Genomic DNA, 24,834 nt, shown 5'->3' with positions numbered 1-24,834 from the left:
GAGGTACTAGTCATGTCCCTGCCATCAAGCCCCGGCCGGCGCGCCGTCCTCGCCGCCGGCGCCGCCACCGGACTCACCGCCGTGCCCGTCCTCGGCGGCACCGCCTCGGCGGCCGACCGCCCGACCGGAACAGCGCCGCGCCCCGCCCCCGCGGCGCAGGGCGCCCAGGCGCACCGCTGGCTGGGCGTCGTCATCGGCGGCACCGGCTTCGTCACCGGCGTCCTGTTCCACCCCCGCGTCGAGGGCCTCGCCTACGCCCGCACCGACATCGGCGGCGCCTACCGGTGGGACGCCCCGAAGGCGTCGTGGACGCCGCTCAACGACGACCTCGGCTGGGACGACCACAACCTGCTCGGCGTCGAGGCGATGGCCGTCGACCCGCACCACCCCGACCGGCTGTACCTCGCCGTCGGCACCTACACCCAGAGCTGGGCCGGCAACGGCGCCGTACTGCGCTCCGAGGACCGGGGCGCCACCTGGTCCCGTACCGACCTGCCGGTCAAACTCGGCGCCAACGAGGACGGCCGCGGGGCCGGCGAACGCCTGATCGTCGACCCGCGCGACAGCGACACGCTGTGGCTCGGCACCCGCCACGACGGGCTGTGGCGCTCCACCGACCGCGGCGCGACCTGGGCACGGGCCGACTTCCCCGCCGAGCCGTCCCCGACCGGGCAGGGCGTCACGTTCCTCGTCGCCGCCGGGCGGGTGCTGTACGCGGCCTGGGCCGACGGCGGTCCCACCCTGCGCCGCTCCCGCGACGGCGCCGCCTGGGAGGACGTCCCCGGCCTGCCCGGCGGGGCGGCGGCCCGGGTGCCGATCCGCGCGGCGTACGACGAGGCGGGCCACGCGCTGTACGTCACCTTCGCGGACGCGCCAGGACCGAACGGCCAGAGCGACGGCGGTGTGCACCGGCTCGACACCGCCACCGGCGGCTGGACCGACGTCACGCCCGTCCGCCCCGGCGGCACCGCGGCCGACGGGTCGCGCGACACCTTCGGCTACGGCGGCGTGGCCGTCGATCCACGCCGCCCGGGCACCGTGGTGGTCACGACCAACAACCGCTGGGCGCAGGTCGACACCGTCTTCCGGTCCACCGACGCGGGGCGCACCTGGACGTCCCTGAAGGACACCGCCGTCCTGGACGTCTCCGAGACGCCGTACCTCCGCTGGGGCGAGCAGCGGCCCAAGTTCGGCTGGTGGATCCAGACGGTCGCCGTCGACCCGTTCGACTCGCGCCACATCGTCTTCGGCACCGGCGCCACCCTCTACGGGACCCGTGACCTGGTCAACTGGGCGCCGGAGATCCGGGGCCTGGAGGAGAGCTCCGTACGGCAATTGCTCTCCCCGTCCGCCGGTCAGGCCCGTCTCCTCAGCGGCCTCGGCGACATCGGCGTCATGTACCACGACTCGCTCACCGCCTCGCCGTCGCGCGGCATGGCCGGCAACCCGGTCTTCGGCACCGCCACCGGTCTCGCGGCGGCCGCCCGCAAGCCCTCGTACGTGGTGCGGACCGGCTGGGCCTCCGGCGGCAACGGCGCGTACTCCCGTGACGGCGGCAGAACTTGGCGCCCCTTCGGCAGTCAGCCGGAGATCGCGGCCACCGCCCCGGGGCCGATCGCGGTGAGCGCCGACGGCCGGGTCCTGCTGTGGTCCTTCGTCCACTGGGACGGCTCCACGCACGCCACCCACCGCTCCGCCGACAACGGGCGCACCTGGGCCGAGGTGCCCACCTTCCCCAAGGGCGCCACCCCGGTCGCCGACCCCGTGGACCCGCGTCGCTTCTACGCGTACGACACCGCCGCCGGCACCGTCCACCGCTCGGCCGACGGCGGGCGGACGTTCACCGCCGGCGCGTCCGGACTGGCCTCGGGCGACAGCCAGTTCAGGATCGCGGCGGCGCCCGGACGCCGTGGCGACCTGTGGCTCTCGGCCAAGTGGAACGGGCTTTTCCGCTCCGCCGACGGCGGCCTGACCTTCACCAAGGTCACCAGCTGCTGGGCCTCCTACGCCCTCGGCTTCGGCAAGGCCGCCCCCGGCGCCCGCTACCCGGCGATCTTCCAGGTCGGCGCTACGGACCAGGTCACCGCCGTGTTCCGCTCCGACGACGAGGGCGCCTCCTGGACGCGGATCAACGACGACGCCCACCAGTGGGGGTGGATCGGCGAGACCATCACCGGCGATCCGCGCCGGCACGGCCGCGTCTATCTGGGGACCAACGGCCGCGGCATCCAGTACGCCGACCCCATCTGACAGTCTCCGCCCCTCCCGTGACGAAGCGAGTCCTGCCATGCCTTCCCTGAACGACGCGACCGGCCGCCGGGTGCTCTTCGGCGGCGACTACAACCCCGAGCAGTGGCCGGAAGAGACCTGGCTCGAGGACGTACGGCTGATGAAGCAGGCCGGGGTCAACTCCGTCACGCTCGGCGTGTTCTCCTGGGCGAAGATCGAACCCCGCCCGGGAGCACGCGAGTTCGGCTGGCTCGACCGGCTGATGGACCTGATGGGCGGCAACGGCATCGGAGTCGTCCTCGCCACGCCGACCGCCTCGCCGCCGCCGTGGATGGGCGCCCGGCATCCCGAGACGCTGCCGCGCGGCGAGGACGGGTCGGTGGTCTGGTACGGCTCCCGTCAGCACTTCTGCCCCAGCTCACCGGTCTACCGGGAGTACGCGGCAGCGATCACCGAGGACCTCGCGGCACGCTACGGCGACCACCCGGCGCTGCGCATGTGGCACATCAACAACGAGTACTGCACGTACTGCTGGTGCGACGGGACCGCCGCACACTTCCGCCGCTGGCTGCGGGAGAAGTACCCGACCCTCGACGCCCTCAACGACGCCTGGGGCACCGCCTTCTGGAGCCAGCGCTACGACGACTGGGAGGAGACCCTGCCACCTCGCAAGGCCCAGTATCTGCGCAACCCCGGCTGCACCCTGGACTTCCGCCGGTTCACCTCCGACGCGCTCCTCGAGTGCTACACAGCGGAGCGGGACATCGTCTCGGCGCGCACCCCGCGGCTGCCGGTGACGACCAACTTCATGCCCTTCTGGACCGGTCAGGACGCCTGGCGGTGGGCCGAGGAGGAGGACGTCGTCTCCGTCGACATCTATCCGGACCCGCGCGATCCGCTGGGCGGGCAGTACGGGGCGATGATCCAGGACATGACGCGCTCCCAGGCGCGCGGTCCGTGGATGCTGATGGAGCAGGCGGCGGGGCCGGTGAACTTCCGGGGCGTGAACCATCCCAAGCCCCGTGGTCTGAACCGCCTCTGGTCGCTGCAGGCCGTGGCACGTGGCGCGGACGCCGTCTGCTACTTCCAGTGGCGGCAGTCGAGACAGGGCGCGGAGAAGTTCCACTCGGCGATGGTCACCCACGCCGGTGAACAGGGCCGCACCTACCAGGAGGTCAAACGGATCGGCGCGGACCTCGCCGGGATCGGCGAGCAGGTCGCGGGGGCCGGCGTGCCCGCCGGCGTGGCGATCCTGCACGACTGGAACTCCTGGTGGGCGGGCGACCAGGAGGGCAGGCTCTCCCGCGACCTCGACTACCCGGCCGTCGTCCGGGCCTGGCACCGCGCCCTGTGGGAGTCGGGCCTGACCACCGACTTCGCCCACCCGGAGCACGACCTGAGCGCCTACCGTCTCGTCGTCGTGCCCCACCTCTATCTGCTGACCGACGCCGCCGTCGACAATCTCGTCCGCCATGTCCAGGGCGGCGGCACGCTCGTGTCCGGCTTCCTCACCGGCACGGCGGACGGCGACGACCGCGTCAGGCCCGGCGGCATGGACGAGCGGCTGCGGGACCTCTTCGGCATCGCCACGGTCCACGAATGGTGGCCGCTGGAGGCCGGCGAGACGGTCGCCTGCGCCGGGCCGGAACCCTTCCTCGGCACCGTCTGGTCGGAGGAGCTGGAGCCGTCCACCGCCGAGACCGTCGGCGTCTACACCGGCGGCGAACTCGCCGGTCTGCCGGCCGTCCTGCGCCGGGGCAGCGCCTGGTACGTCTCCACGCTCCCCGACCCCGCCGCCCTGCGCCACCTGCTCGCACGCGCCGCCGAAGAGGCCGGGGTCCGGCCCGTGCTGGCGGACCGGCCGGCCGGGCTGGAGGCCGTACGGCGGGGAGACCTGCTGTTCCTGCTCAACCACGCTCCGGGACCGGTCACCGTCACGGTGCCGGGCCACCACCGGGACCTGCTCACCGGCGACCCGGTCTCGGGCCCGCTCCGGCTCGACCGCCACGGCGCCGCCGTGCTGAGGGCCGTACCCGAGGCGGGACGGCCGTGAGACACGGGACGTGGGAACCGTTTCCCGCCACGCGGTGGGAGGACGCCTTCCTCAGCGGCAACGGCCGGCACGGCGCGATGGTGTACGGCGACGCCGGCGACGAGCGGGTCGTCGTCAACCACCACACCCTGGTGTGCCCGAACGGCAGCGAGACGGCCGGCCCGCCGGAGCTCGCCGCCGGGCTGCGGGAGCTCCAGGACGCGCTGCTGGCCGGTGACACGACGGCGGCCGAACGGTTCGGGGAAGGACACCCGCACCTGTGGGTGCAGCCGTTCCACCCGGCCTTCCAGGTCCGCGTCCGGCAGACCCACGACGCCGCGGCCCCAGCCGGGACCTACCGCAGGGAGGTCGACTTCACCTCCGGTGTGGTGACCGCGACGCGCGGCGCCTGGCGCAGCGAGGTGTTCGTCTCCCGCGCCGACGACGTGATCGTCCACCGGACGGCGACGGAACCGGGCGGCCTGAGCGCCGAGCTCACCCTCGACGAGCAACTGCCGGGCCTGCCCGGCGGACTGCGGATCACCCGCGCCACCACCGTCGAGCCCGACGGTGCGGGCACCGCCCTGCTGCGGCTGCGCGTCGACTACCCGAACGGGCGCACCTCGTTCACCGGAACCACCCTGGTCACCGTCACCGGCGGCAGCACCACATGGACCCGGCACGGTGTGCGGGTGACCGGTGCCTCGTCGGTGCTGCTGCTGACCCGGGTCGAGCGGCACCCGGCCGACCACGACCCCGCGGACACCCAGGCGGCGGCCCTGCGGTCGCTCGTGGCACCGGCCGGCGCGTACCCGGGGGGCGCGTACGCACAGCTCCTCGCGCGCCATCTCCCGCCGCACCGCGACGCCTACGAGCGCGCCGCGCTCAGCCTGGACGCCGACCCGGCGGAGCGTGAGCTGCCGGGCGGCGAACTGCTCCGTCGGCCCGGCCCCGCCCTGCTGGAGCGGCTCTTCGCCGCGGGCCGCTACCACCTGCTGTCGGCCAGCGGCATGCTGCCGCCCCGGCTGGTCGGCCTGTGGACCGGCGACTGGAACACCGCCTGGTCCGGCGCCTTCACCACCAACGCCAACCTCAACCTCCAGACCGCCTCCGCCGCGGCCGCCGCCCTCCCCGAGGTCACCGAGGCCCACGCCGCCCTGATCCACCGGCAGCTCCCGGACTGGCGGGACAACGCCCACGCGATCTTCGGCGCCCGGGGCGTCGTCGCCCCCTCGCACACCGACGGCGAGTCCGGGCACACCTACCACTTCAGCCGCGCATACCCCCTGCACCTGTGGACGGCGGGCGCCGACTGGCTGCTGGGGCCCCTCGTCGACCATGACGAGACCCGCGGCGCCCACGACCCGCGCACCACCGCCGCGCTCGCCGAAGTCGCCCTGTTCTACGAGGACTTCCTCACCCGGACCGACGACAGCGGCCGCGTGGTCGTCGTCCCCTCCTACTCGCCGGAGAACCGGCCCGCGAACGCGAGCTGGGGCACGGTGAACGCGGCCATGGACCTCTCCGCCGCCCGGCACGCCCTGCTGACCGCCGCCGACCGCCACCCCGAGCACGCCGACCGCTGGCGCGCCCTCGCCGACCGCCTCCCGCCACACCGGATCAACGCCGACGGCGCCCTCGCCGAATGGGCCCGCCCCGGCCTGGCGGACAGCTACGACCACCGCCACCTCAGCCACCTCTACGGCGTCTGGCCGCTCGACGAGATCAACCCCTACGACACCCCCGAACTCGCCGCGGCCGCCCACCGCGCCCTCGAACTGCGCGGCGCCGAGAACGACTCCGCCCACGGGCACCTCCACCACGCCCTGATCGCGGCCAGGCTCGGCGACGGCGCCCGGGTCGGCCACGCCCTCGGCCGGGTGCTCGACGGCGACTTCTTCCACCCGTCCCTGATGAGCGCGCACTACCCCCAACGCGACGTCTACAACGCGGACGCCGCGCACGCCCTCCCGGCCGTGCTCATCGAGATGCTCGTGCAGTCCACCCCCGACCGGCTGGTCCTGCTGCCCGCCCTCCCCGCTCTCTGCCCGGCGGGCCGGCTCACGGGCGTACGCACCCGCTTCGGGGCGGAACTCGACCTCACCTGGGCCCCTGACGCGGACGCGACCGCCGTCCTGCGCCCCAGCCGCACCCACCGCATCGAACTTTGGACTTCGTCCGGCGCCGAGCCGCTCGACCTCGTCGCCGGAGAGGACCGCGTCATCCGCCTCACTCGTGTCATGGCGCGGTAGCCCCCCGCAGCATCCCCCACCCCCGGAAGGAACCCCCATGGCATCACGCACCCGCACGCCACGCGTCCTGACGGCCCTCCTGGCCCCGGCCCTCGCGCTGGGCGTCACCGTCGGCCTCGCCGCCCCCGCACAGGCCGCCGTCTGGCACTCCTGCGACCAGTGGGGCAACACGAACCTGAACAGCTACACCCTCTACAACAACATCTGGGGCTCCGGCGCCGGCAGCCAGTGCGTCTGGGCCAACTCCGGCACCAACTGGGGAGCCTGGGCCGACCACCCGAACACCGGCGGCATCAAGTCCTACCCCAACTCCAAGAAGGTGATCAACAAGCCGATCGCTTCCCTCTCTTCGCTCAACAGCAGCTACGACGTCAGCGTCCCGTCGTCCGGCGCGTACAACACCTCGTACGACATCTGGGACACCGACTACGACTACGAGATCATGCTGTGGGTCAACCACCACGGCCCCGTCGGCCCGCTCGGCAGCCCGCAGGGGTCGGTCACCCTCGGCGGCCACACCTGGAACGTCTACAAGGGCGACAACGGCGCCAACGAGGTCTTCTCGTTCCTGCGCACCTCCGACTCGAACGCGGGGCGCGTCCAGATCCTGCCGATCCTGAAGTGGATCAAGGACACCAAGGGCTGGATGGGCAACGAGACCATCGGTGACGTCCAGTTCGGCTTCGAGATCACCTCGTCCGCCGGCGGCCTGGACTTCCGCACCAACAACCTGACCGTCAGCGGCGGCTGACACCGCTCCGGGGCCGGGGCCGGCCGGGCCGTCAGGCGCGGTCGACCCCGGCCCGCAGCGCGTCGTAGTCCGCGAAGGCCGACACCACGTCGGCGCGGGTCAGGCCGTAGCGGGCGAGGTCGTACCGGTGGGGGCGGGCCCTCTTGGGCCGGGCGACGACCCCGGCCAGCCGGGCCGCCTCCGCGCCGGTCCAGCGGGCGCCGACGGCGTCGTACAGCTTCGGGGCGCCCGTGGCCGGATCGGACCCGAGCCAGGAGTACGGGACGTCCACCAGCGCCTGCGGCGGGATGGCGGCACGGGCCGCGAGACCGCGCGCCGCGGCGCGGCTCAGCAGGTCCAGCCAGGTGGCGCCGATGCCGTGGAGGTCGACGGGCCGGGTGCTGAGGGCCATGCCGTGCTCGACCAGACTGCAGAACGACGCCACGACGGTGACCGGGTCGCGATGGGTCCACACGATGGTGGCGTCCGGGAAGACCGTGCGCAGCGCATCCAGATTCTCCAGGTGCATGGGGGACTTCAGGATCCAGCGGCGGCGCGGGCGGCCGTACTGGAGGACCTGGAAGACCCGCTTCAGATGCCGGTAGTCGGGCACGAAGTCCCGTCCGCAGTGCCAGGCCTGGTACTCGGGTATCCGGGCCTGGGACAGCGGCATCAGGGCGTGCGGCAGGGCGAAGGTGCACTCCTCTGGCCCGTCCGCGGTCATGGGGTGGATGTCGCGGAAGCGCGGCGCGAACAGGTTGGTGCCGCCGACGAGCCGGCGGGCGGGCGCCGTCGCCGCGCGCCGCCGGCCGGGCGGCACCTCCGGACCGGGGCTGAGCAGCTCCCACAGCAGGGGACCGCGGTGCTCGTCCGAGAGGGACAGCACGCCGTGCGTGAGCGTTGTCGCGGTGCGCGGCAGCCCCACCACGAACACCGGCCTCTCCACGGGTTCCTGCTCGATCGCCGGGTGCTCGGCGATCAGCCGCCGGATCCGGGCCCGGTTGGTGAGGTGCCGGCGGACATGGGTCTGCGCGGCCTGCCAGCCGACGGGGGTGAGGTTCTCGGCCCCGGCCCACCAGCGCAGCAGGGAACGGAAGTCGTCGGCGAACCGTTCGTCGCCCTCCGCCCCGCCCGCCCGGGCGAGGAGCCGGTCGAAGGTCCGGTCGGGCGTGCGACGGGAGCCGAACGCCGGCCGGAGCAGCAGATCGGCGAGGCCGAGAGCGAGGGGAGTCCTGGACACCGGGTTCCTTCCAAGGTGAGTCATGGCGCACCCCAATGGGACTGCCGGGCAGGGTGGTTGAGGGGACAAGGACCCGGCAACCTTCACCCGTCCGGCGGCGGCCCGCAAGAACGACCGTCCTGTCCCGGCCGCCGAGCACCACCGTTCCGCACGGCCGCGGCCGGGCCGGACGCGTACGCCCGGACCGGCCCGTACCACTCCGCTACGGAGCCACCGGCAGCTCCGCGCCGTCCCGCAGGAACAGCGGGATCCGCTCCAGCGGCGCGTCCACCGTCACCGTGCGGCCCCCCTCGTACTCCTCGCCCGTCCAGGCGTCCGTCCACCGCGCCCCGGCCGGGAGATACGCCGTACGGCTCGTGGCCCCCGCCTCCAGCACCGGCGCGACCAGCAGATCGGGGCCGAAAAGATAGGCGTCGGCCACCTCCCACGCTCTCGGATCGTCCGGGAACTCCAGGAACAGGGGGCGCATCGGCGGCAGGCCCTCCTCGTGGGCCGCCCGCATCTGCTCCAGCACATACGGCTTCAACCGCTCACGCAGCCCCAGGTACCAGCCAAGGATCTCCTCGGCCCGCTCGCCGTACGACCACACCTCGTTGGGGCCGCCCGTCATCGACGGACCGAGCGGCATACCGGGGTCGCGGAAGCCGTGCAGCCGCATCAGCGGGGAGAGCGCGCCGAACTGGAACCAGCGGACCATGACCTCGCGGTACGCCTCGTCGTCCGGGTCACCGCCGTGGAAACCGCCGATGTCGGTGTTCCACCACGGGATGCCGGACAGTGCCGTGTTCAGGCCGGCCGCGATCTGGCGCCGCAGGGTGGCGAAGTCGGTGCCGATGTCACCGGACCACAGGGCCGCCCCGTAACGCTGACTGCCCGCCCAGGCCGACCGGTTGAGGGTGACGACCTCCTCCTCGCCGGCGGCCAGCATCCCCTCGTAGAAGGTGCGGGCGTTCTCGCGCGGATAGAGGTTGCCGACCTCCAGGCCGGGTCCCGCGTGGTAGCGCAGATTCGCGGAGAAGCCGGGCTTCAGCTCCGGTTCGCAGGCGTCCAGCCAGAACGAGCGGATGCCGTACGGCTCGAGGTAGTTCTCCCGCACCCGCGACCAGAGGAAGTCCCGCGCCGCCGGGTTCGTCGCGTCGTAGAACGCGACCTGCACCGGCTCCGCGACCTCCTTGTCCGGCCAGTCGGCGTGGGCCATCGGGCCGTACTCCGTGCCGATGAAGTGCCCCTGCTGCTCCATGGGCCCGTGGTTCTCGCTCAGCGGCGACACCGACGGCCACACGGAGACGACCAGCTTGATGCCGAGCTCCTCCAGCTCGCGGGTCATGGCCGCCGGGTCGGGCCACTCGGCCGGGTCGAACTTCCACTCGCCGAGATGCGTCCAGTGGAAGAAGTCGCACACGATCGCGTCGATCGGCAGCCCGCGCCGCTTGTACTCGCGGGCCACCGACAGCAGTTCCTCCTGCGTGCGGTAGCGCAGCTTGCACTGCCAGAAGCCGGCCGCCCACTCCGGCAGCATCGGGGTGCGCCCGGTCACCGCCGCATAGCGCCGCTGGGCCGGGGCCGGGTCGCCGGCGGTGATCCAGTAGTCGATCTGCCGGGCGCTGTCCGCGACCCAGCGGGTACCGGTCTGCGCGAGCTCGACGCGGCCGATGGCCGGGTTGTTCCACAGCAGGGTGTAGCCGCGGCTGGAGGTGAGCACCGGAATGGTGACCTCGGCGTTGCGCTGGACCAGGTCGACGACGGCGCCCTTCTGGTCGAGAAGGCCGTGCTGGTGCTGCCCGAGGCCGTACAGCTTCTCGTCCTCATAGGCGGCGAAGCGCTGCTCCAGGCGGTGGTAGCCGTTGCCGTTCGGGGTGTAGAGGCGGGGGCCGGGCCACCAGAAGTGGGCGCGCTCCTCGGCGAGCAGCTCGCGCCCGTCGTCGGTGGCCGTGAACCGCACCGTGCCCTCGGCGTCGATCTCCGCGGTCAGCGCGCCGTTGACGACCCGCCCGCGCCCGTCCTCGGTCTTGACGGTCGCCGCGGCGGGGGGCGGGGCGCCGAGCAGCGCGCCCGGCAGCCCCTCCAGCAGCGGGCCGCCGATCCTGGCCCGGACCCGGACGGCGTCGGGCCCCCACGGTTCGATGCGCACGGTCTCCTGCCGCCCGCTCCACTCGAGGGCGCCCCCGTCCTCACGGAACGTGCCGGCGGTGGGGGAGGACTGGGCGAGACTCGCTGACTGGTCCACGGAGGGAACTCCTGGGGGTGAGGGCATACGGACGGTATGCGGGGCGGGGACGAGGGGGCGGGGGCAGGCCGGAACAGGGCTCAGGCCTGCCCCGGGGCCTTCGCCACAGGCGCGTCGGGTCGGAGCAGGGGGCGTTGAAGTCGAAGCAGGCACGTTCAGTCGGAGGAAGAGTGGCCGGTCGGAGGAGGAGCGGTCGGGCGGGGCGGGCGCGTTCAGTCGGATACGGGGGCCGGGCCGCTGCTGGCCCGGACCGTCAGTTCGGGCGCGAGGAGGACCACCTCGTCGCCTGCACGGCCCTCGATCTTGGCGATCACATGGTCGACGGCGTGCCGTGCCATCTCCCGGGCGGGAACGGCCACCGAGGTCAGCCGCACCGAGCCCTGGACGGCCACCTGCTCCGGGCAGACGGCGACCACCGAGATGTCCTCCGGCACGGCGCGCCGGTTCTGGCGCAGCAGACCGAGCAGCGGTTCCACGGCTGTCTCGTTCTGCACGACGAAGCCCGTGACCTCGGGGCGCTCGGTGAAGATCTGGCCGAGCGTGCCGGCCATCACCGCGTAACTGCCCTCGGAGGGGCGGTGCAGCACGCGCAGGCCCAACAGGCGCGCACGGGCCCGGAGTCCGTCGATGGTCCGCTCCGCGAAGCCGGTCCGGCGCTCGTACACCGCCGGGGCCTCACCGATCACGGCGATCTCGCGGTGTCCGAGGCCGGCCAGATGCTCCGCGCACAGCGCACCCGCCTCGGCGAAGTCGAGATCCACGCAGGTCAGACCGGTGGTCTCGGCAGGCAGGCCGATCAGCACGGCGGGCCGTCCGCTCTGGCGCAGCAACGGCAGCCGGGCGTCCTCGAGTTCGACGTCCATGAGGATCATGGCGTCGGCGAGACCGCTGCCCACCACCCGGCGGACCGCCTCCGGACCCTCCTCGCCCGTGAGCATCAGGACGTCGTACCCGTACGAGCGCGCGTGGGTGGCGATCGCGATGGCGATCTCCGTCATCACGGGCACGTACATGTCCATGCGCAGCGGCATCATCAGGGCGATGATGTTGGACCTGCTGCTCGCCAGCGCGCGGGCCCCGGCGTTGGGGTGGTAGCCCAGTTCCGCGATGCTCCGCTCGACCCGCTCGCGGGTGAGCGCGGAGATGGTCCGCTTGCCGCTGAGGACGTAGCTCACCGTGCTGGCCGAGACTCCGGCGTGCTGCGCCACGTCGGCAAGGGTGACCATGGACATCTCCAGTGCTGAAGCGCTTCGACTGAGCCGGGCGTGTCGGTGACGAGCAACTGGACCAGAGCGTAATTCCCTGCCTTGCGCGATGTCCAGAGCGCTGTCGAAGCGCTTCAATGAATGCGCGCACGGATGCCGGCGTGGATGCTCGCACGGACGCGGGCACGGACGCGGGCACGGACGCGGGCGTGGGTACGTGTGCGGGTCACGGACAGCGGTAGAGGAACGACGTGCTCGCCGTGTGCCGCGACGGCGAGTCGATCCACAGCTCCGCGCCGGCCCGGTACTCGCCCCTGCCGCGGAACGTCCACAGCAGATGCAGCCGGGCCTGCCGCTGGCCGCGCGCGACTTCCTGGCGCAGCACACCCGAAGTGGTCCCGTCGCTGCGCACCCACCGGTAGGTCAGCGTGCCGGGCCGCCCGTCGGTGTGCACGACGCCCACGACATCGGCGGTCCCGTTGCAGCCCGGCCCCTGTGCCGGCGCCGTCACGGTCACGTCGCGCACGGCCGTCCGCGGCCCGAACCGCTGCCAGGCGAGGAACCCGAGCACCAGCGCCAGGACGAGGGCGGCCAGCGCGTACCGCCGCATTCCGCGGCGCCGTCCGCGCGGCGGCTGCGGCGCGGCCTGCTGTCCGGCGAGCGTCCCGTGCCACACGTCGACGGCCGTGGTGCCGCTGCCGTGCTGCCGGACGAACGCGGTCACACCGGGGCCGAAGCGCAGCACGTCGCCCTCGACCCGGTCGGGCACGGCACTGGGTTCCGGCCGCTCGAACCAGTGGCTGGCCAGCTCGGTCGCGCTGTAGTCGTCGTCGCCGTAGGGCGCGGGTGGCTGGTTCACAGGATCGTGCACCTTCTGGTCAGCAGCGTCTGGGTGGAGGCGCCGTTCGCCGCGGCCGGGTCGGTGCTCGCCCGGACGGCCCAGTAGCAGCCCGTGCCCTGGTAGGTGTGGTCCAGGGTCAGGGTGTAGCTGGTGGCGCCGCTCCGCTCGAACGCCTCGGTGTGCTCGACGGTCCCCGGCTCGCCCTTCGCGTTGCTCGTGGACCATGAGACGGCGATCGTCACCGGGCCCGTCCCGTCCGTGGCGATCTCGACGGTGGCGGCGGCCGTGGCCGGACCGGTCTGCCGGAACCCTGTGACGTCGACCGACTTCACCCGTACCGGCTCGACGGTCGGCGGCGGACTGCTGACCGGCTCGGTCGGCGGCTCCGTCGGCGGGACGGCGTACGACGGCGTGGCGGGCGTGGCGGGCGTGGCGGGCGTGGCGGGCGGGGGCGCGGACGGCTCGGTGCTCGTGGACGCGGAGGGCGGGGGAGAGGTGGCGGCCGGTGAGTCGGACGGCTCCGGCGAGCCGCCGGTCCCGCTCGCCTCCGGCGACGGCGCGCCGGACGGCAGCGCGCTGGTGGTGGCGACGGCCTGGGCGACCGTGCTCGGCGTGTCGCCCTCGCCCGCCTGGGCGCTGACGGCGATCGCGGCGGCCACGGCCACCGCGGCCGCTCCCACGAGGACCTTGCGCAGGGCCGGCGGCAGCCAGCCGGTGGGGTGGGCCCCGGTGCCGATGCCCGCGCCGATCGCCGTAGTGGCGGTGTCCGGCGGCGCCGCGGCGGGGCCGCCCGAGGGGAACAGCAGGGGCAGCAGCGCGGCCAGCGCCGCCAGCCTGCGCTGCCCGCGCTCCTCCCAGTCGGGGCCGTACGCCGCTCCCGCGATCTCCTCGAGTTCGGCCACGAACGCCGCGGCGTTGGCCGGCCGCTGCTCGGGCGACTTGGCGAGTCCGCGCCGGATCAGGGGCCGCACCGGCTCGGGCGTGTCGTCCTCGGGGACCGGCGCGCCGATGTGCTGGAGCGCCAGCTCGGCGATGTTCTCGCCGCGGAACGGCTTGCGGCCCGTCAGGCATTCGTAGAACGTCGCGGTGGCCGCGTACACGTCGGCCGCCGGTGACGCGGGCTCGCCGTGCCACTGCTCGGGGGCCATGTAGGCGGGCGTGCCCGCGACGCCCGGCGTGGTGCCGCGGCCCGCGGCGATGCCGAAGTCGACGAGCTTGGACGAGCCGTCCGCCGCCACCAGTACGTTCTCCGGCTTGTAGTCCCGGTGCACCACACCCGCGCCGTGCGCGGCGGCCAGCCCCAGCAGCGAGCCCTTCAGCACCGCCAGCGCCGCCTCGGGGCCGGTCGCGCCCTCCCGCAGCAGCAGCGCGCGCAGCGCGACGCCGTCGACCAGCTCCATCACGATGGCGGCGCCCTGCGGGGCTTCGACGTACTCGTAGAGCCGCACCACGTACGGGGAGTCGAGGCCGCCCAGCAGCTGCGCCTCCGCGCGGAACTCCCGTACGAACCCGGTGTCCGCGCGCAGCCGCTCGTTCAGGTACTTCACCGCCACCGGCACGCCGGTGGAGTCGTGGACGGCGAGCACGACACGCCCGCAGCCGCCGGAACCGAGCTCCCGGGATTCCGTGTATCCGGGTACGGACCAGGTGTTCATGGCGTTCCCCCCGCCTGGGTGCTGTCCAGAGCACAGACACATTTTCCTCACGGCCGGTTCCCGGTGGGATCAGGACAACTCGGGTACGCCCCACACTTGGCATGGACCTGATCCCGCCCTTTCCGTTACGCTCCGCCCCGGGCGTACCTGAGAGCGCTCTCAGGTGCGGCCTGTTCCAACCCCCACCATCGCTGGAACAACCGAAAGGTCAACGCCTTGAGACGCACGACAGCCATACGTACCGGCCTGTCCGCACTCCTCCTCCTGGGCTCCTGGGCCGCGGTCGGAGCGGGCCCCGCCGCCGCTTCCGTCACCCCCGCGCCGGCGCCCCGGCTCTCCACCGGCCTCCTCGAGGCCATGCAGCGCGACCTCGGTCTCGACGAGGCCGGGGCGAAGGCCCGCCTGGCCGCGGAGAAGAAGGCCGCCACCGTCGAAGGAAAGGCCCAGCGGGCCGCCGGCAAGGCCTTCGGCGGCTCCTGGTTCGACGCCGGCACCGGCAGACTGACCGTGGCCGTCACCGACTCCGCCAGAGCCGGAGCCGTCCGCGCGACGGGCGCCGACGTCCGCGTCGTCGCCCACAGCGCCAAGCGGCTCGACTCGGTCAAGGCGGAGATCGACGCCCTGAAGGCGCCCGCCGGGGTGAGCAGTTGGCACGTCGACCCGAAGGCCAACCGGGTCGTGGTCAACGTGGTCGCCTCCGAGCGGGCTGACAACGATGTCCGGGCCTTCCTGGACCGGGCGAGGGACGCCGGCCCGGTCACCGTGAAGGAGACCTCCGAGGCTCCGCGGCCGTTCGCCGCGGGCACCGTCGGCGGCGACCCGTACTACACCGGCAACGTCCGCTGCTCCATCGGCTTCTCCGTGCACGGCGGCTTCGTCACCGCCGGACACTGCGGACGCGCCGGAGCCGCCGTCCGCGGCTGGGACGGCACGCACATCGGCCACTTCCAGGGCTCGTCCTTCCCCGGCGACGACTACGCCTGGGTCAACGTCGGCAGCGGCTGGTGGACCGTCCCCGTGGTCCTGGGCTGGGGAACCGTCCCCGACCAGCTCGTCCGCGGCTCGGCCGAGGCCCCGATCGGCGCCTCCGTCTGCCGTTCCGGCTCCACCACCCGCTGGCACTGCGGCAACGTCCTCGCCAAGAACGAGACCGTCAACTACAGCCAGGGCGCCGTCCACCAGATGACCAAGACGAGCGTCTGCGCCGAACCGGGCGACTCCGGCGGCTCGTTCATCAGCGGCGACCAGGCACAGGGCGTCACCTCCGGCGGCTGGGGCAACTGCAGCAGCGGCGGCCAGACCTGGCACCAGCCGGTCAACGAGATCCTGAACCGCTACGGGCTGCGCCTGCACACGGCCTGACGACGGGGGGCCACCACGGCCGGACGCGTCCGCCCCCCGACGTGACCGGCTCCAGCGGCTCCCGGGGCCGGGTCACGCGACCGCGTGGCCCGGCCCGCCGTCGCTCGCCGTGCGGCGCGTTCCGCGCGAATCCGGAAATCCCCGCGGGACGATGTCGAATCGGCGCCTCCCCGATCGACGCATGGGTGAGACCGTCGCACACCGCACCGAAGGAGCCGCACATGACGACGACCGTCACCGCCGATCTGGCCGTGTCACTGGACGGATATGTCGCCGGCACGGACATCGGCCCCGACAATCCCGGAGGCAACGGCGCACAGGCGCTGTTCGAATGGATCCACAACCTCGCGTCGTGGCGCGAGCGCCAGGGCATGACCGGCGGCGAGGACAACGAGGACTCCGAGATCATGCGCGAGTGGTTCGACGCGACCGGCGCCGTGGTCATGGGACGGACCATGTACGACACCGGGGAGGTGCCGTGGGGCGACGACCCGCCCTTCCGCACTCCGGTGTTCGTCCTCACCCACCGCCCGCGCCGGCCGCTCGTCAAGGAGGGCGGCACCACCTTCACCTTCGTCACGGACGGCATCCACAGCGCGCTGGAACAGGCCAGGGCCGCCGCCGGCGGGCGCAATGTCGACATCGCGGGCGGCGCGGCCACGGTCCAGCAGTATCTGCGGGCCGGGCTGATCGACGAACTCCAGCTCCATGTGGTGCCGGTGCTGATGGGCGCCGGCCTGCGGCTGCTCGACGATCTGGGGGACCAGCAGCGGCGGTTGGAGACGGTCAGGGTCGTTTCCACCCCACGCGCCACGCACCTCAAGTACCGCCTCCGCCCGTAGCGTCGCGACGGCCCCCCGGCCGGTCCACCGGACCGGGTAACGTGCTGCTGTGCTGATCACAGGGGAGGACCCGACGAACCGGGAACCGGGGACCGCGCTGCTCCTCGCAGCCGCCCCGGCCGGCAAGGGGCGGCTGATGGACGCGGCGTCGGTGCTGCCCGCGCTCGCCGCCGTACCGGCGGACATCCTCGCCGGCACGGCCGGCGCCGCGTCCGCCACGGTGATCGAGCTCGCCGACCCGCTCGACCCGCAGACCGTGCTCACCCGCATCCGTGCGGCGGCGGCCGCGCCCGGTCCGCTGCACCTCTATCTCGCCGGGCAGTTGCATGTGGACCGCAAGCAGCGCCGGCTGCACATGGCCCTCGCACGCACGTCCCCGGCGACACTGCGCTACACGGGCCTGCCCTGGCACTGGCTGGCCGGCGAGATCAAGGCCCGGCGGCCGGGCACCACCACGGTCGTCCTCGACCTCGTCGCCGACGCGGAGGCGTGGGAACAGGTCGCCGGCGGCCACATAGGTCTCGGCGACGGCACCCGCATCTACGGGCGGATCGCCCCCACGCCCGGCCGGCGTCAGCTCGCCGTCCCTGTCCATCTGAAGGCCGTGGCCGGTATCTGGCGCAGCGGGGCGCGCCCGCCGCTTCCCGAACTCCACGAACAGGCCGCCGCGCAGGCCGCCGCCGAGAGCGGCCCGGACAGTGCACTGCTGTTCGGCCTCGCGGGGCCCGGCCCGGCGGGGGCGGCTTACGCGGCCGGGTCCGGTCCCTGGGCGGATACGCGGGGGCCCGTGCCCGCACCGGTTCGGCCGGTGACCGGTGCCGAACCGCCTCCGGGGCCCGATGCGGATGCTCGGCGGCCTGCGGCCGTACAACCACCGGAGCCCGCCGCCGAGTTGCGGGAGCACGCGCCTGGGCCGCGGCCGGAGTCGGGGACGGTTACGCGGGAGGCCGGAGCGGTCCCCGTTCGCCCGGCGACCGGTGCCGTTGCGTCGCAGCGTGAGCCCGTCCCGTCGCCGGGGCCCGGGGCTGTCCCGGCTCCGGATGCCCGGCCCGTCCCGTGCCAGGACTTCGGAGCCGAACCACCGCCGCCCGGTGCCGAACCAGCGCAGTCCGCGCCGGGGCCCGCCCGGTACCCCCGACCCGGCGCTGCCGTTCCGCCGCGGGAGCCGGGGACCGAAGCGTCGCCGCCCGCGACCGAAGCGTCGCCCTCCAAGGCCGTGGCGCCGGACGGCGATCCGCATCCGGCTATCCTTGCCGCCGCCATGGCCGGGCGTCATGCCGAGGCCGCCGCGGCGGCCTCGGCGCGGGAGGACGAGGCGCTGCGCGCCCACGGGCCCGGCTCGGTCCAGGTCCTGCACTGGCTGGAGGTACGGGCGGACCTGGCGCGCCTCGCCCGGGACCCGGCCCGGAGCTGTGAGCTGTGGATGGTGGCCGCGGAAGTGCGGCTTGGGCGGCAGCAGACCTCCGACGACCCGGACGTCGAGGCGGCCGTGGACCGCGCCCACCACCAGTGGGAGCAGATCGGCGACTCGGGCTCGGCCCGCCGGCTCGCCCCGGCCCTCGTCGCGTTGCGGCGCCGGGTGCCCGGCCGCCAGCGCGGCGCGCTCCGGCTGCTCCAGCGACGCCTGGAGCAACTCCACGAGCACCGGCCCGCCACACCGAGTCGCTGACGCACCTGAGGGCGCCTGACCGGTTCTCATGAACCGGTCAGGCGCCCTCCACGTGGCACACCCCGTTCGGCGTCGGCGTCAGGCAGCACCGCCCGGGCCGTGGCGTCCGTGCTTCTCGCTGGAGGCCCGTTCGGTCGCCTGGTCCGGCATCTCGGCCTCGATCCGCTCCTTGCGGACCCGGCCCCTGACGGTCTCCTCGTCGGTGCGCTCCTCGGTGGTCAGCCGGACACGCTCGACCGGCTCGACGCGGGTCTCCACCACCGGCCGCTCCTCGTACAGAGTGACCTCGTACTCGTCCTCGGAGATCTCCGGACCGGACAGGGCGGCGTCCTTGTTGGACTGTGTGATCGGCTCACGCTCGACGCGGACCTCGTCGTGGCGCAGCGGAACGGTCTGTTGCTGTTCCTCCGTCACCACGTACTTGCGCAGCCGCGCCCGGCCGACCTCGTGGCGTTCGGTGCCGATGTGCATGGTCTCCTCGGACCGTGTCATCGCCGTGTCGGTCTGGTCCTGGCGGCCCCTGCCCGCCATGCCCCGGCGCTCGCCCTCCATGTCCCGGCCGCGGGGTTCACCGGCCGCCGCCGCCCGCCCGTGGGCGGGGGTCTCGCCGGCCATGCCCTGACCGGACGTCACACGGCTCCTGCCCGCCATGCCCGCCGCGCCTGCCGCACCCGCCGCACCGGCAGTGCCCGCGGCGTCCGTCGTGCCCGCGGTACCTGTACCGGCCGTCCCCGCGGCGCCCGTCGTCCCCGCGGCGCCGGTCTTGTCCGAGTGGGCCCAGCCGCCCTCGGTGGGCTGGTTGGCCTTCTTCCACGCGGCATCCCAGTCGATGCTGTAATGCCGGTACAGGCGCTCCTCCTCCTGTGCCGAGAGGTGACCGCCGGCGTCCACGTCGACGTTCGGCGCGTCCTTGATCTTGTCCTTCGGGTAGGGCACTTCGAGGTGGTCCTCGACCATGCGCGCGTCGCGGATCGGGACGAACGACTCGTTGCTGCCGAACATGCCCGTCTGCACGCTCACCCAGTCCGGTTCCCCGGTTGCATCGTCGAGGAAGACATGCTTGGCGTTGCCGACCTTGTGACCGTCGGCGTCGTAGACCGGGTGGTCGAGCACATTCCTGATCTGTGCTTTCGCGATCACTTTGGCTTCCTCCTTCTCCGCGTCCCCCGATCCGTGTAGCCACCCCAAAACGGGATAAACGGCATGCGTTGCCGTCGGTGAGACGGGTCTTGGCGCGAGGCCGGGGCCGAGGATTAGAATCCGAACCGGATCGAAATTAAATCGAGGAAATCGGAGAGGGGGAGACTTCATGCGGGTGAAGGACTTCGACCACCTGGTGCTCAATGTCCAGGACGTCGATCGCGCCCTGGAGTTCTACTGCGGACCGCTCGGGCTCGAGCCCGTCCGGGTGGAGGAGTGGCGGGCCGGCAAGGCGCCGTTCCCGTCGGTCCGGGTCACCCCGGCCACCATCATCGACCTCGTCGCCGGCCCCCGCGGCGAGTCCAACGTGGACCACATCTGCCTCGTGGTCGACCCGCTGGACTGGCAGGAGGTCATCGACTCCGGTGTGTTCACCGTCCTGGAGGGCCCGGTCGGCCGTTACGGCGCACGGGGTGACGCCCAGTCGATATATGTGCGCGACCCCGACGGCAACACCGTCGAACTGCGCTGGTACCCCGAGGACGCGGACGCGGAGCGGTGACCCCCGCCGCCGGCCGCCCGCGCGACCCGGCGATCGACGCCGCCGTGGTCGCCGCGACCCTCGGCGTACTGCGCGAGCACGGGTACGGCGGTTTCACCCTGGAGACGGTCGCGACCAGGGCCGGTACGACGAAGCCGACCATCCGGCGGCGCTGGCCCACCCGGCAGAGCCTGGTGATCGACGCCCTCGCCTCCGTCCTGGTCACGCCGCCCGTGCCGGACAACGGCTGCACCCGCTGCGATCTGACCCAGAGCGTCGGCCTGCTCGCGGAGGCGCTGCTCGAACGGCTTCCGCTAGGCGTCCTCGCGCCGCTGGTCGCCGACTGTGCCCACGACCCCGCTCTTCACCGGCGGTTGACCGACGTGCTGGTGCGGCCGAGCCGACACGCCGCGACGGTCGCCGTGCGGCGCGCCGTCGACCGCGGCGCTCTGCGGCCCGGTGTCGACCCGGACCTGCTGGTCGACATGCTGGCCTCCGTGGTCTACCAGCGGGCCCTGTTCGGCGGCCTGCCGTCCGGCCGGGACTCCGCCCGTCAGCTCGTCGACCTGCTGCTCCAGGGCGCGGCGGTCGACTTCGACCTCCTGGTACGGGTGAGCGAGCTGCCCGCCCATGCCAGGCACCGGCACTGACGGCCGGTCAAAAACGGGCCCGTCAGGACCGGCCGCCGGCACGCGGCACGAGCGGCCTGACCTCCTCGGCCACGAAGCGTACGAAGTCCTCCGGCGCGGGTTCGTCGGCCGTCGGCTGGAGCACCACGGTGTCGGCGCCGGCGTCCACGAGGCGCTGTACGGCCTTCGCCACCGCGTCCGCGTCGCCCGCCACGCCGAGTTCGCCGCCGGTGGCGTGCCCCGAGCGCTCCAGTTCGGCCTGGAGCCGGCCCTCGGCGCCGGGGCCCGTCGCCGTGTGGAGATAGACCACGATCTCGTGACGCCCGGTGCGCCCGGCGGCCGCCCGCCCCTCTTCGATGAGCCGGCGCGCCTGCCGCACCCCGTCGGGCCCCATCGACGCGTCCAGGACCGTGCCGTCGGCCGCCTCGCCGGTCAGCCGCACCGAGCGGGGACCGACGGCTCCCGCCAGCACCGGGGGAGCGGCCGGCGGCGGCCAGTCGAGGGCGACGCCGTCGAGCTTCACGTAACGGCCCTCCACCGTGACCCGTTCCCCGTTCAACAGGGCCCGCATTGCGGCGAGATACTCGCGCAGCAGGGTCAGCGGCGACTCGGCGCGCGCGCCGACCTGGCCCATCCAGTCCTGGACGCCGTGCCCCACCGCCAGGGTGACCCGCCCGGGGAAGAGCCGGTGCAGTGTCGCGGCCTCCATCGACGTCAGCGCCACGTTCCGCAACGGCACCGGGAGCAGGCCGACGCCCACCCGGAGCCGCTCCGACCAGGCGAGCGCGGCGGCCGCCGTGGCGATCCCGCTCTCCAGGAAGCAGTCCTCCCAGAGCCACAGTTCCTCCAGGCCCGCGGCATCCGCCGTGCGGACCACCTCCCGCAACCGCTCGGGGGGCAACTGCGGACGGAACACTGCGCCGAGAGAAGTCATGCGCCACATCTACCCGTCCGGGCGCGGCTTCGACAACCCGTTATCCCCGGGCTCCCGTTCCGCCGGCCGATCGGAGGCCGGCATGGTGATCCCGGACGGCGCCGACCCCGAGGTCAGGACCATCCGGGTCGCCGTCGAGGAGTGACGGGCCGGGCCGGGGCGCCTACGGCGGCGGTATGGGCGTAATGTCCGTAAAGGATGAAAACGCAACCGCCCGTCCGGGCCGCGGAGGAACAGGCCATGGCAGCACCCGACGAGGAAGACGGCGACGGGGAGGACGTCCAACGGCTGCTGTCCGGGATGCTGCACGAAACCGGCGCCTACGGCGGCGGGGTCTACGTCCTCGCCCCCGGCGACGACCAGGTGCTGTCCGCCGTCGTCCTCGCCGGAGTCCCGTCCAGCCTCGCCATGCCGTGGGCCAGAGTCGGCGTATCGGCCTCCGGGCCGCTCGCCCAGGCGGTCCGCGAGAAGCGCCTGGTCTGGGTGGGGGCCGAGGGCGAGCTGGCCCGCCGCTACCCGCGCATCGGACTCGCCCTGCCCTACTCCTTCGCGCTCGCCGCCGCCCCCGTGACCGCCGGGGACCGCGTCCTCGGCGGCGTCGTACTCCTCTGGGCCGGCTCGCAGCCCATGGAGATCGAACCGGCCCGGAAAGAGGCGATCGAGCGGACGTGCCACCGTATCGGAGCCACGCTGCGCCGCGCGTCGGACGAGGGCCGGCCCGTGCTGCCGGCGCCGGAGAACCTGCTGATGCCGGTGCCACGCGGCCGCGAGGTGACACGGTCCCAGGCGCTGGCGGCGGTGGACTACGCCGAGCGCCTGCCGGACGGCTGCTGCGCGCTCGACCTCGACGGCAGGATCACCTTCGTCACCATCCGGGGCGCGGAACTGGTCGGCAGCGACGTCGACTCCATGATGGGCGCACGCCCCTGGGAACTGCTGCCGTGGCTGGACGACCCCGTGTTCGAGGACCGCTACCGCTCGGCGGTCATGAGCCGCCGCCCCACCTCGTTCACCGCCCGGACCCCGGACGGTCTGTGGCTGGCGTTCGAGCTCTATCCCGACGCACGCGGCATCAGCGTCCGCATCGCACGCTCCCGCCTCAGCGAAGGCGCCGGCGAACCGCGGCCCGCCCGCGAGGCCGAAGCGTCCGCGGCGGCCGAGACGGCCCCGGCCGCCGCGGCCCCCCGGATCGGCGTCCTCTACCAGCTCGCCCACCTCGCCGCCGCGCTCACCGAGGCGCTCAGCGTCCCCGACGTGATCAAACTCGTCGTCGACCAGATCGCCCCCAGCTTCGGCGCCCACGCCGTCGCCCTGTTCAGCACCCACGCCGGGAAACTGCGCCTGCGCGGCCATCACGGCTACGGCCCCCACGAGGCGGAAGAACTCAGCGGCGTGCCCCTGACGCCCGAGAACCCGAGCGGCCACGCGGTGCTCACCGGCGAGCCGGCCTTCTTCGGCTCCCGCGCGGCGCTGGACAAGGCCTTCCCGGATACGGCCGGTGACCACGGCGGGCACGCCTGGGCGTTCCTCCCGCTGGTCGCCGCCGGCCGCCCGCTCGGCTGCTGCGTACTCGCCTACGACAGCCCGCAGAGCTTCACCCACGATGAACGGGCCCTGCTGACCGCCTTCGCCGGCCTGGTCGCCCAGGCCCTGGACCGGGGCCATCTCTACGACACCAAGAGCGGCCTCGCCCGCAGCCTCCAGGCCAGCCTGCTCCCGCAGGACCTCCCCGTGCTGACGGGCCTTCAGGCCACCGCCCGCTATCTGCCCGCCACCCGCGGCATGGACATCGGCGGCGACTTCTACGACCTGATCCGCCTCGACGACACCACCGCCGCGGCCGTCATCGGCGACGTCCAGGGGCACAGCGTCACCGCGGCGGCCCTGATGGGCCAGGTCCGTACCGCGGTGCGGGCGCACGCCCTCGCCGGGGCCGCCCCCGACGACGTCCTCGCCGGCGCCAACCGCCTGCTCGCCGACCTGAATCCGGGGCTCTTCGCCAGCTGCCTCTACGTCCAGATCGACCTCGCCCGCGGCGGCGCCTGCCTGGCCACGGCCGGCCACCTCCCGCCACTGCTGCGCGGGCCCGACGGCAGCGCCGCACCCGTGGACATGCCGCCCGGTCTGCTGCTCGGCATCGAACCGGGCTCCGACTACCGGTCGGTCGAGTGCGCCCTGCCGCCCGGCGCGGTCCTCGCCCTGTTCACCGACGGGCTGGTGGAACGGCCAGGCGCCGACATCGGCGCCGCGATCGACGACCTCGCCCGCTCCCTGGCCGCCGGTCCCCACGACCTCGAGACCCTGGCCGACCGCCTCGTGGAACGTGCCGCACCCTCCGGCGACCGGACGGACGACACCGCCCTGTTCCTGCTGCGCGCCACCCCCTGAACCGGCTCCCGGCGATCAAGGTCTACAGTGCGAGCGCCATCCGTCCACCGGCGCGCGTGACCCATCCGCCCGCGCCTTCGTCCGACCGGAGCCCGCCTTGCGCCAGCCCCTCACCATCGTCACCGGCGGCAGCCGCGGCATCGGCGCCGCGGTCTGCGTCCGACTCGCAGCCGAGGGCCACGACGTGGTGGTCGGCTACCGCTCCGGCACCGAGGCCGCGCACGACGTCGCCAAGGCCGTCCGCGCGGCGGGCCGCCGGTCCCTGGCCGTCCAGGTCGACACGGCCGACGAGGCGGCCGTCGACCGCCTCTTCGACAGCGCCGCCGAACTCGGCGCCGTCACCGGCCTGGTGAACAACGCCGGGATCAGCGGCCCCAACGGCCGCCTCGCCGACGCCGACGCCGACGGGATGCGCCGCGCCCTCGACGTGAACGTCTGGGGATACCTGCTCTGCGCCCGCCGCGCGGTCCGCGACATGACCCGCTCCGGCGGCGGCGCGATCGTCAACGTCTCCTCCGCGGCGGCCACCCTCGGCAGCCCCGGCCAGTACGTCCACTACGCCGCCACCAAGGCCGCCGTCGACGCCATGACCACCGGGCTGTCCAAGGAGGTCGCCGCCGACGGTATCCGCGTCAACTGCGTGGCGCCGGGCACCGTCTGGACCGGTTTCCACGAGGACCCCGAGCGACCGGCGAAGGTCGCCGCCGCCGTCCCCATGGGGCGGGCCGGCCGGCCGCAGGAGATCGCCGGCGCGGTCGCCTGGCTGCTCTCCGACGACGCGTCGTACACGACGGGGGCCGTCCTGCGCGTCGCCGGCGGCATGTAGGGCCTCTCGTTCGGATCTTGCCGGGCTCGCGTGCCCTGGTGCCGCACCTCGTTGCGTTGTCGTCAGTCGCCGACTCCCCCGTAGCCCTTCGG

19 protein-coding genes are annotated in these 24,834 nt (G+C 73.7%); 12 read left to right on the top strand and 7 right to left on the bottom strand.

The genetic code is table 11. From position 1 onward, the window contains the following. The first annotated feature begins 12 nt into the window (after window positions 1-12). From ACWD01_RS14450 to ACWD01_RS14435, 4 genes are read left to right on the top strand one after another with little or no spacing between them, the layout of a single operon-like run. The gene (locus ACWD01_RS14450; RefSeq protein WP_451161575.1) at window positions 13-2,250 is read left to right on the top strand and encodes a 1,4-beta-glucanase; all 2,238 of its coding nucleotides are present in this window, start codon (window positions 13-15) and stop codon (window positions 2,248-2,250) included. A gap of 37 nt (window positions 2,251-2,287) precedes the next feature. Then, window positions 2,288-4,282: a beta-galactosidase gene (locus ACWD01_RS14445; protein ID WP_451161573.1), complete on the top strand. Its 1,995-nt coding sequence runs from the start codon at window positions 2,288-2,290 to the stop codon at window positions 4,280-4,282. After that, window positions 4,279-6,513, top strand: coding sequence for a glycosyl hydrolase family 95 catalytic domain-containing protein (locus ACWD01_RS14440; RefSeq protein WP_451161571.1), 2,235 nt, complete (start codon window positions 4,279-4,281; stop codon window positions 6,511-6,513). Before ACWD01_RS14445 ends, ACWD01_RS14440 begins: the two co-directional genes overlap by 4 nt. Window positions 6,514-6,550: 37 nt before the next feature. Beyond that, window positions 6,551-7,264 (top strand): glycoside hydrolase family 12 protein, encoded by a 714-nt coding sequence (locus ACWD01_RS14435; RefSeq protein ID WP_451161569.1) that lies wholly within the window; start codon window positions 6,551-6,553, stop codon window positions 7,262-7,264. A gap of 31 nt (window positions 7,265-7,295) precedes the next feature. Here ACWD01_RS14435 and ACWD01_RS14430 read toward each other — a convergent pair whose 3' ends face one another. From ACWD01_RS14430 to ACWD01_RS14410, 5 genes are all read right to left on the bottom strand, one after another. Continuing rightward, on the bottom strand, window positions 7,296-8,483 hold the full coding sequence (locus ACWD01_RS14430; protein ID WP_451161567.1) for a sulfotransferase family protein: 1,188 nt from the start codon (window positions 8,481-8,483) through the stop codon (window positions 7,296-7,298). Between the two features lie 202 nt (window positions 8,484-8,685). Then, window positions 8,686-10,737, bottom strand: coding sequence for a glycoside hydrolase family 31 protein (locus ACWD01_RS14425; protein WP_451161565.1), 2,052 nt, complete (start codon window positions 10,735-10,737; stop codon window positions 8,686-8,688). Between the two features lie 185 nt (window positions 10,738-10,922). Then, the gene (locus ACWD01_RS14420; protein ID WP_451161563.1) at window positions 10,923-11,936 is read right to left on the bottom strand and encodes a LacI family DNA-binding transcriptional regulator; all 1,014 of its coding nucleotides are present in this window, start codon (window positions 11,934-11,936) and stop codon (window positions 10,923-10,925) included. A 205-nt stretch (window positions 11,937-12,141) separates the two neighbouring features. After that, window positions 12,142-12,774, bottom strand: coding sequence for a hypothetical protein (locus tag ACWD01_RS14415; protein ID WP_451161561.1), 633 nt, complete (start codon window positions 12,772-12,774; stop codon window positions 12,142-12,144). Then, the gene (locus tag ACWD01_RS14410) at window positions 12,771-14,411 is read right to left on the bottom strand and encodes a protein kinase domain-containing protein (protein ID WP_451161559.1); all 1,641 of its coding nucleotides are present in this window, start codon (window positions 14,409-14,411) and stop codon (window positions 12,771-12,773) included. The genes ACWD01_RS14415 and ACWD01_RS14410 overlap by 4 nt, the downstream gene beginning before the upstream one ends. Before the next feature lie 216 nt (window positions 14,412-14,627). Here ACWD01_RS14410 and ACWD01_RS14405 point away from each other — a divergent pair, with 216 nt between their 5' ends. From ACWD01_RS14405 to ACWD01_RS14395, 3 genes are all read left to right on the top strand, one after another. Next, entirely contained in the window at window positions 14,628-15,773 is a 1,146-nt protein-coding gene (locus tag ACWD01_RS14405) for a S1 family peptidase (RefSeq protein WP_451161557.1), read from the top strand. Window positions 15,774-15,994: 221 nt separating this feature from the next. Further along, window positions 15,995-16,615 (top strand): dihydrofolate reductase family protein, encoded by a 621-nt coding sequence (locus ACWD01_RS14400; protein WP_451161555.1) that lies wholly within the window; start codon window positions 15,995-15,997, stop codon window positions 16,613-16,615. Between the two features lie 49 nt (window positions 16,616-16,664). Beyond that, a complete protein-coding gene (locus ACWD01_RS14395) occupies window positions 16,665-18,284 on the top strand; it encodes a hypothetical protein (RefSeq protein ID WP_451161553.1) in 1,620 nt (539 codons plus the stop codon). A gap of 78 nt (window positions 18,285-18,362) precedes the next feature. Here ACWD01_RS14395 and ACWD01_RS14390 read toward each other — a convergent pair whose 3' ends face one another. Next, on the bottom strand, window positions 18,363-19,424 hold the full coding sequence (locus ACWD01_RS14390; protein WP_451161551.1) for a DUF2382 domain-containing protein: 1,062 nt from the start codon (window positions 19,422-19,424) through the stop codon (window positions 18,363-18,365). A 169-nt stretch (window positions 19,425-19,593) separates the two neighbouring features. On the opposite strand from ACWD01_RS14390, the gene ACWD01_RS14385 reads away from it, so the two are divergent. Together ACWD01_RS14385 and ACWD01_RS14380 are read left to right on the top strand one after the other, a co-directional pair. Further along, a complete protein-coding gene (locus ACWD01_RS14385; protein ID WP_451161549.1) occupies window positions 19,594-19,986 on the top strand; it encodes a VOC family protein in 393 nt (130 codons plus the stop codon). Beyond that, a complete protein-coding gene (locus ACWD01_RS14380; RefSeq protein WP_451161547.1) occupies window positions 19,983-20,615 on the top strand; it encodes a TetR/AcrR family transcriptional regulator in 633 nt (210 codons plus the stop codon). Before ACWD01_RS14385 ends, ACWD01_RS14380 begins: the two co-directional genes overlap by 4 nt. 22 nt (window positions 20,616-20,637) lie before the next feature. On the opposite strand, the gene ACWD01_RS14375 is transcribed toward ACWD01_RS14380, so the two are convergent. Next, on the bottom strand, window positions 20,638-21,528 hold the full coding sequence (locus ACWD01_RS14375) for an LLM class flavin-dependent oxidoreductase (RefSeq protein ID WP_451161545.1): 891 nt from the start codon (window positions 21,526-21,528) through the stop codon (window positions 20,638-20,640). Between ACWD01_RS14375 and ACWD01_RS14370 the strand changes: the two genes are divergently transcribed. From ACWD01_RS14370 to ACWD01_RS14360, 3 genes are all read left to right on the top strand, one after another. Further along, window positions 21,527-21,673, top strand: coding sequence for a hypothetical protein (locus ACWD01_RS14370; RefSeq protein ID WP_451161543.1), 147 nt, complete (start codon window positions 21,527-21,529; stop codon window positions 21,671-21,673). The genes ACWD01_RS14375 and ACWD01_RS14370 overlap by 2 nt on opposite strands. A gap of 95 nt (window positions 21,674-21,768) precedes the next feature. Next, window positions 21,769-23,916, top strand: a complete 2,148-nt coding sequence (locus ACWD01_RS14365) for a SpoIIE family protein phosphatase (protein WP_451161541.1) — start codon at window positions 21,769-21,771, stop codon at window positions 23,914-23,916. Window positions 23,917-24,013: 97 nt separating this feature from the next. Next, window positions 24,014-24,742 carry an SDR family NAD(P)-dependent oxidoreductase gene (locus ACWD01_RS14360; RefSeq protein ID WP_451161539.1) on the top strand — a complete coding sequence of 243 codons (729 nt, stop codon included), beginning with the start codon at window positions 24,014-24,016 and terminating at the stop codon, window positions 24,740-24,742. Window positions 24,743-24,834 lie beyond the last annotated feature (92 nt).

Source organism: Streptomyces sp. NPDC002835 (assembly GCF_053591995.1).
The sequence above is the reverse complement of the archived record's forward strand: the minus strand, read 5'-3'. Positions and strand labels throughout refer to the sequence as shown.

Coding starts and splice junctions, on each gene's coding strand:
- ACWD01_RS14370 (WP_451161543.1), top strand. CDS start 21,527: ATGCGCCACATCTACCCGTCCGGGCGCGGCTTCGACAACCCGTTATCC.
- ACWD01_RS14435 (WP_451161569.1), top strand. CDS start 6,551: ATGGCATCACGCACCCGCACGCCACGCGTCCTGACGGCCCTCCTGGCC.
- ACWD01_RS14410 (WP_451161559.1), bottom strand. CDS start 14,411: ATGAACACCTGGTCCGTACCCGGATACACGGAATCCCGGGAGCTCGGT.
- ACWD01_RS14400 (WP_451161555.1), top strand. CDS start 15,995: ATGACGACGACCGTCACCGCCGATCTGGCCGTGTCACTGGACGGATAT.
- ACWD01_RS14425 (WP_451161565.1), bottom strand. CDS start 10,737: ATGCCCTCACCCCCAGGAGTTCCCTCCGTGGACCAGTCAGCGAGTCTC.
- ACWD01_RS14385 (WP_451161549.1), top strand. CDS start 19,594: ATGCGGGTGAAGGACTTCGACCACCTGGTGCTCAATGTCCAGGACGTC.
- ACWD01_RS14365 (WP_451161541.1), top strand. CDS start 21,769: ATGGCAGCACCCGACGAGGAAGACGGCGACGGGGAGGACGTCCAACGG.
- ACWD01_RS14445 (WP_451161573.1), top strand. CDS start 2,288: ATGCCTTCCCTGAACGACGCGACCGGCCGCCGGGTGCTCTTCGGCGGC.
- ACWD01_RS14450 (WP_451161575.1), top strand. CDS start 13: ATGTCCCTGCCATCAAGCCCCGGCCGGCGCGCCGTCCTCGCCGCCGGC.
- ACWD01_RS14375 (WP_451161545.1), bottom strand. CDS start 21,528: ATGACTTCTCTCGGCGCAGTGTTCCGTCCGCAGTTGCCCCCCGAGCGG.
- ACWD01_RS14420 (WP_451161563.1), bottom strand. CDS start 11,936: ATGGTCACCCTTGCCGACGTGGCGCAGCACGCCGGAGTCTCGGCCAGC.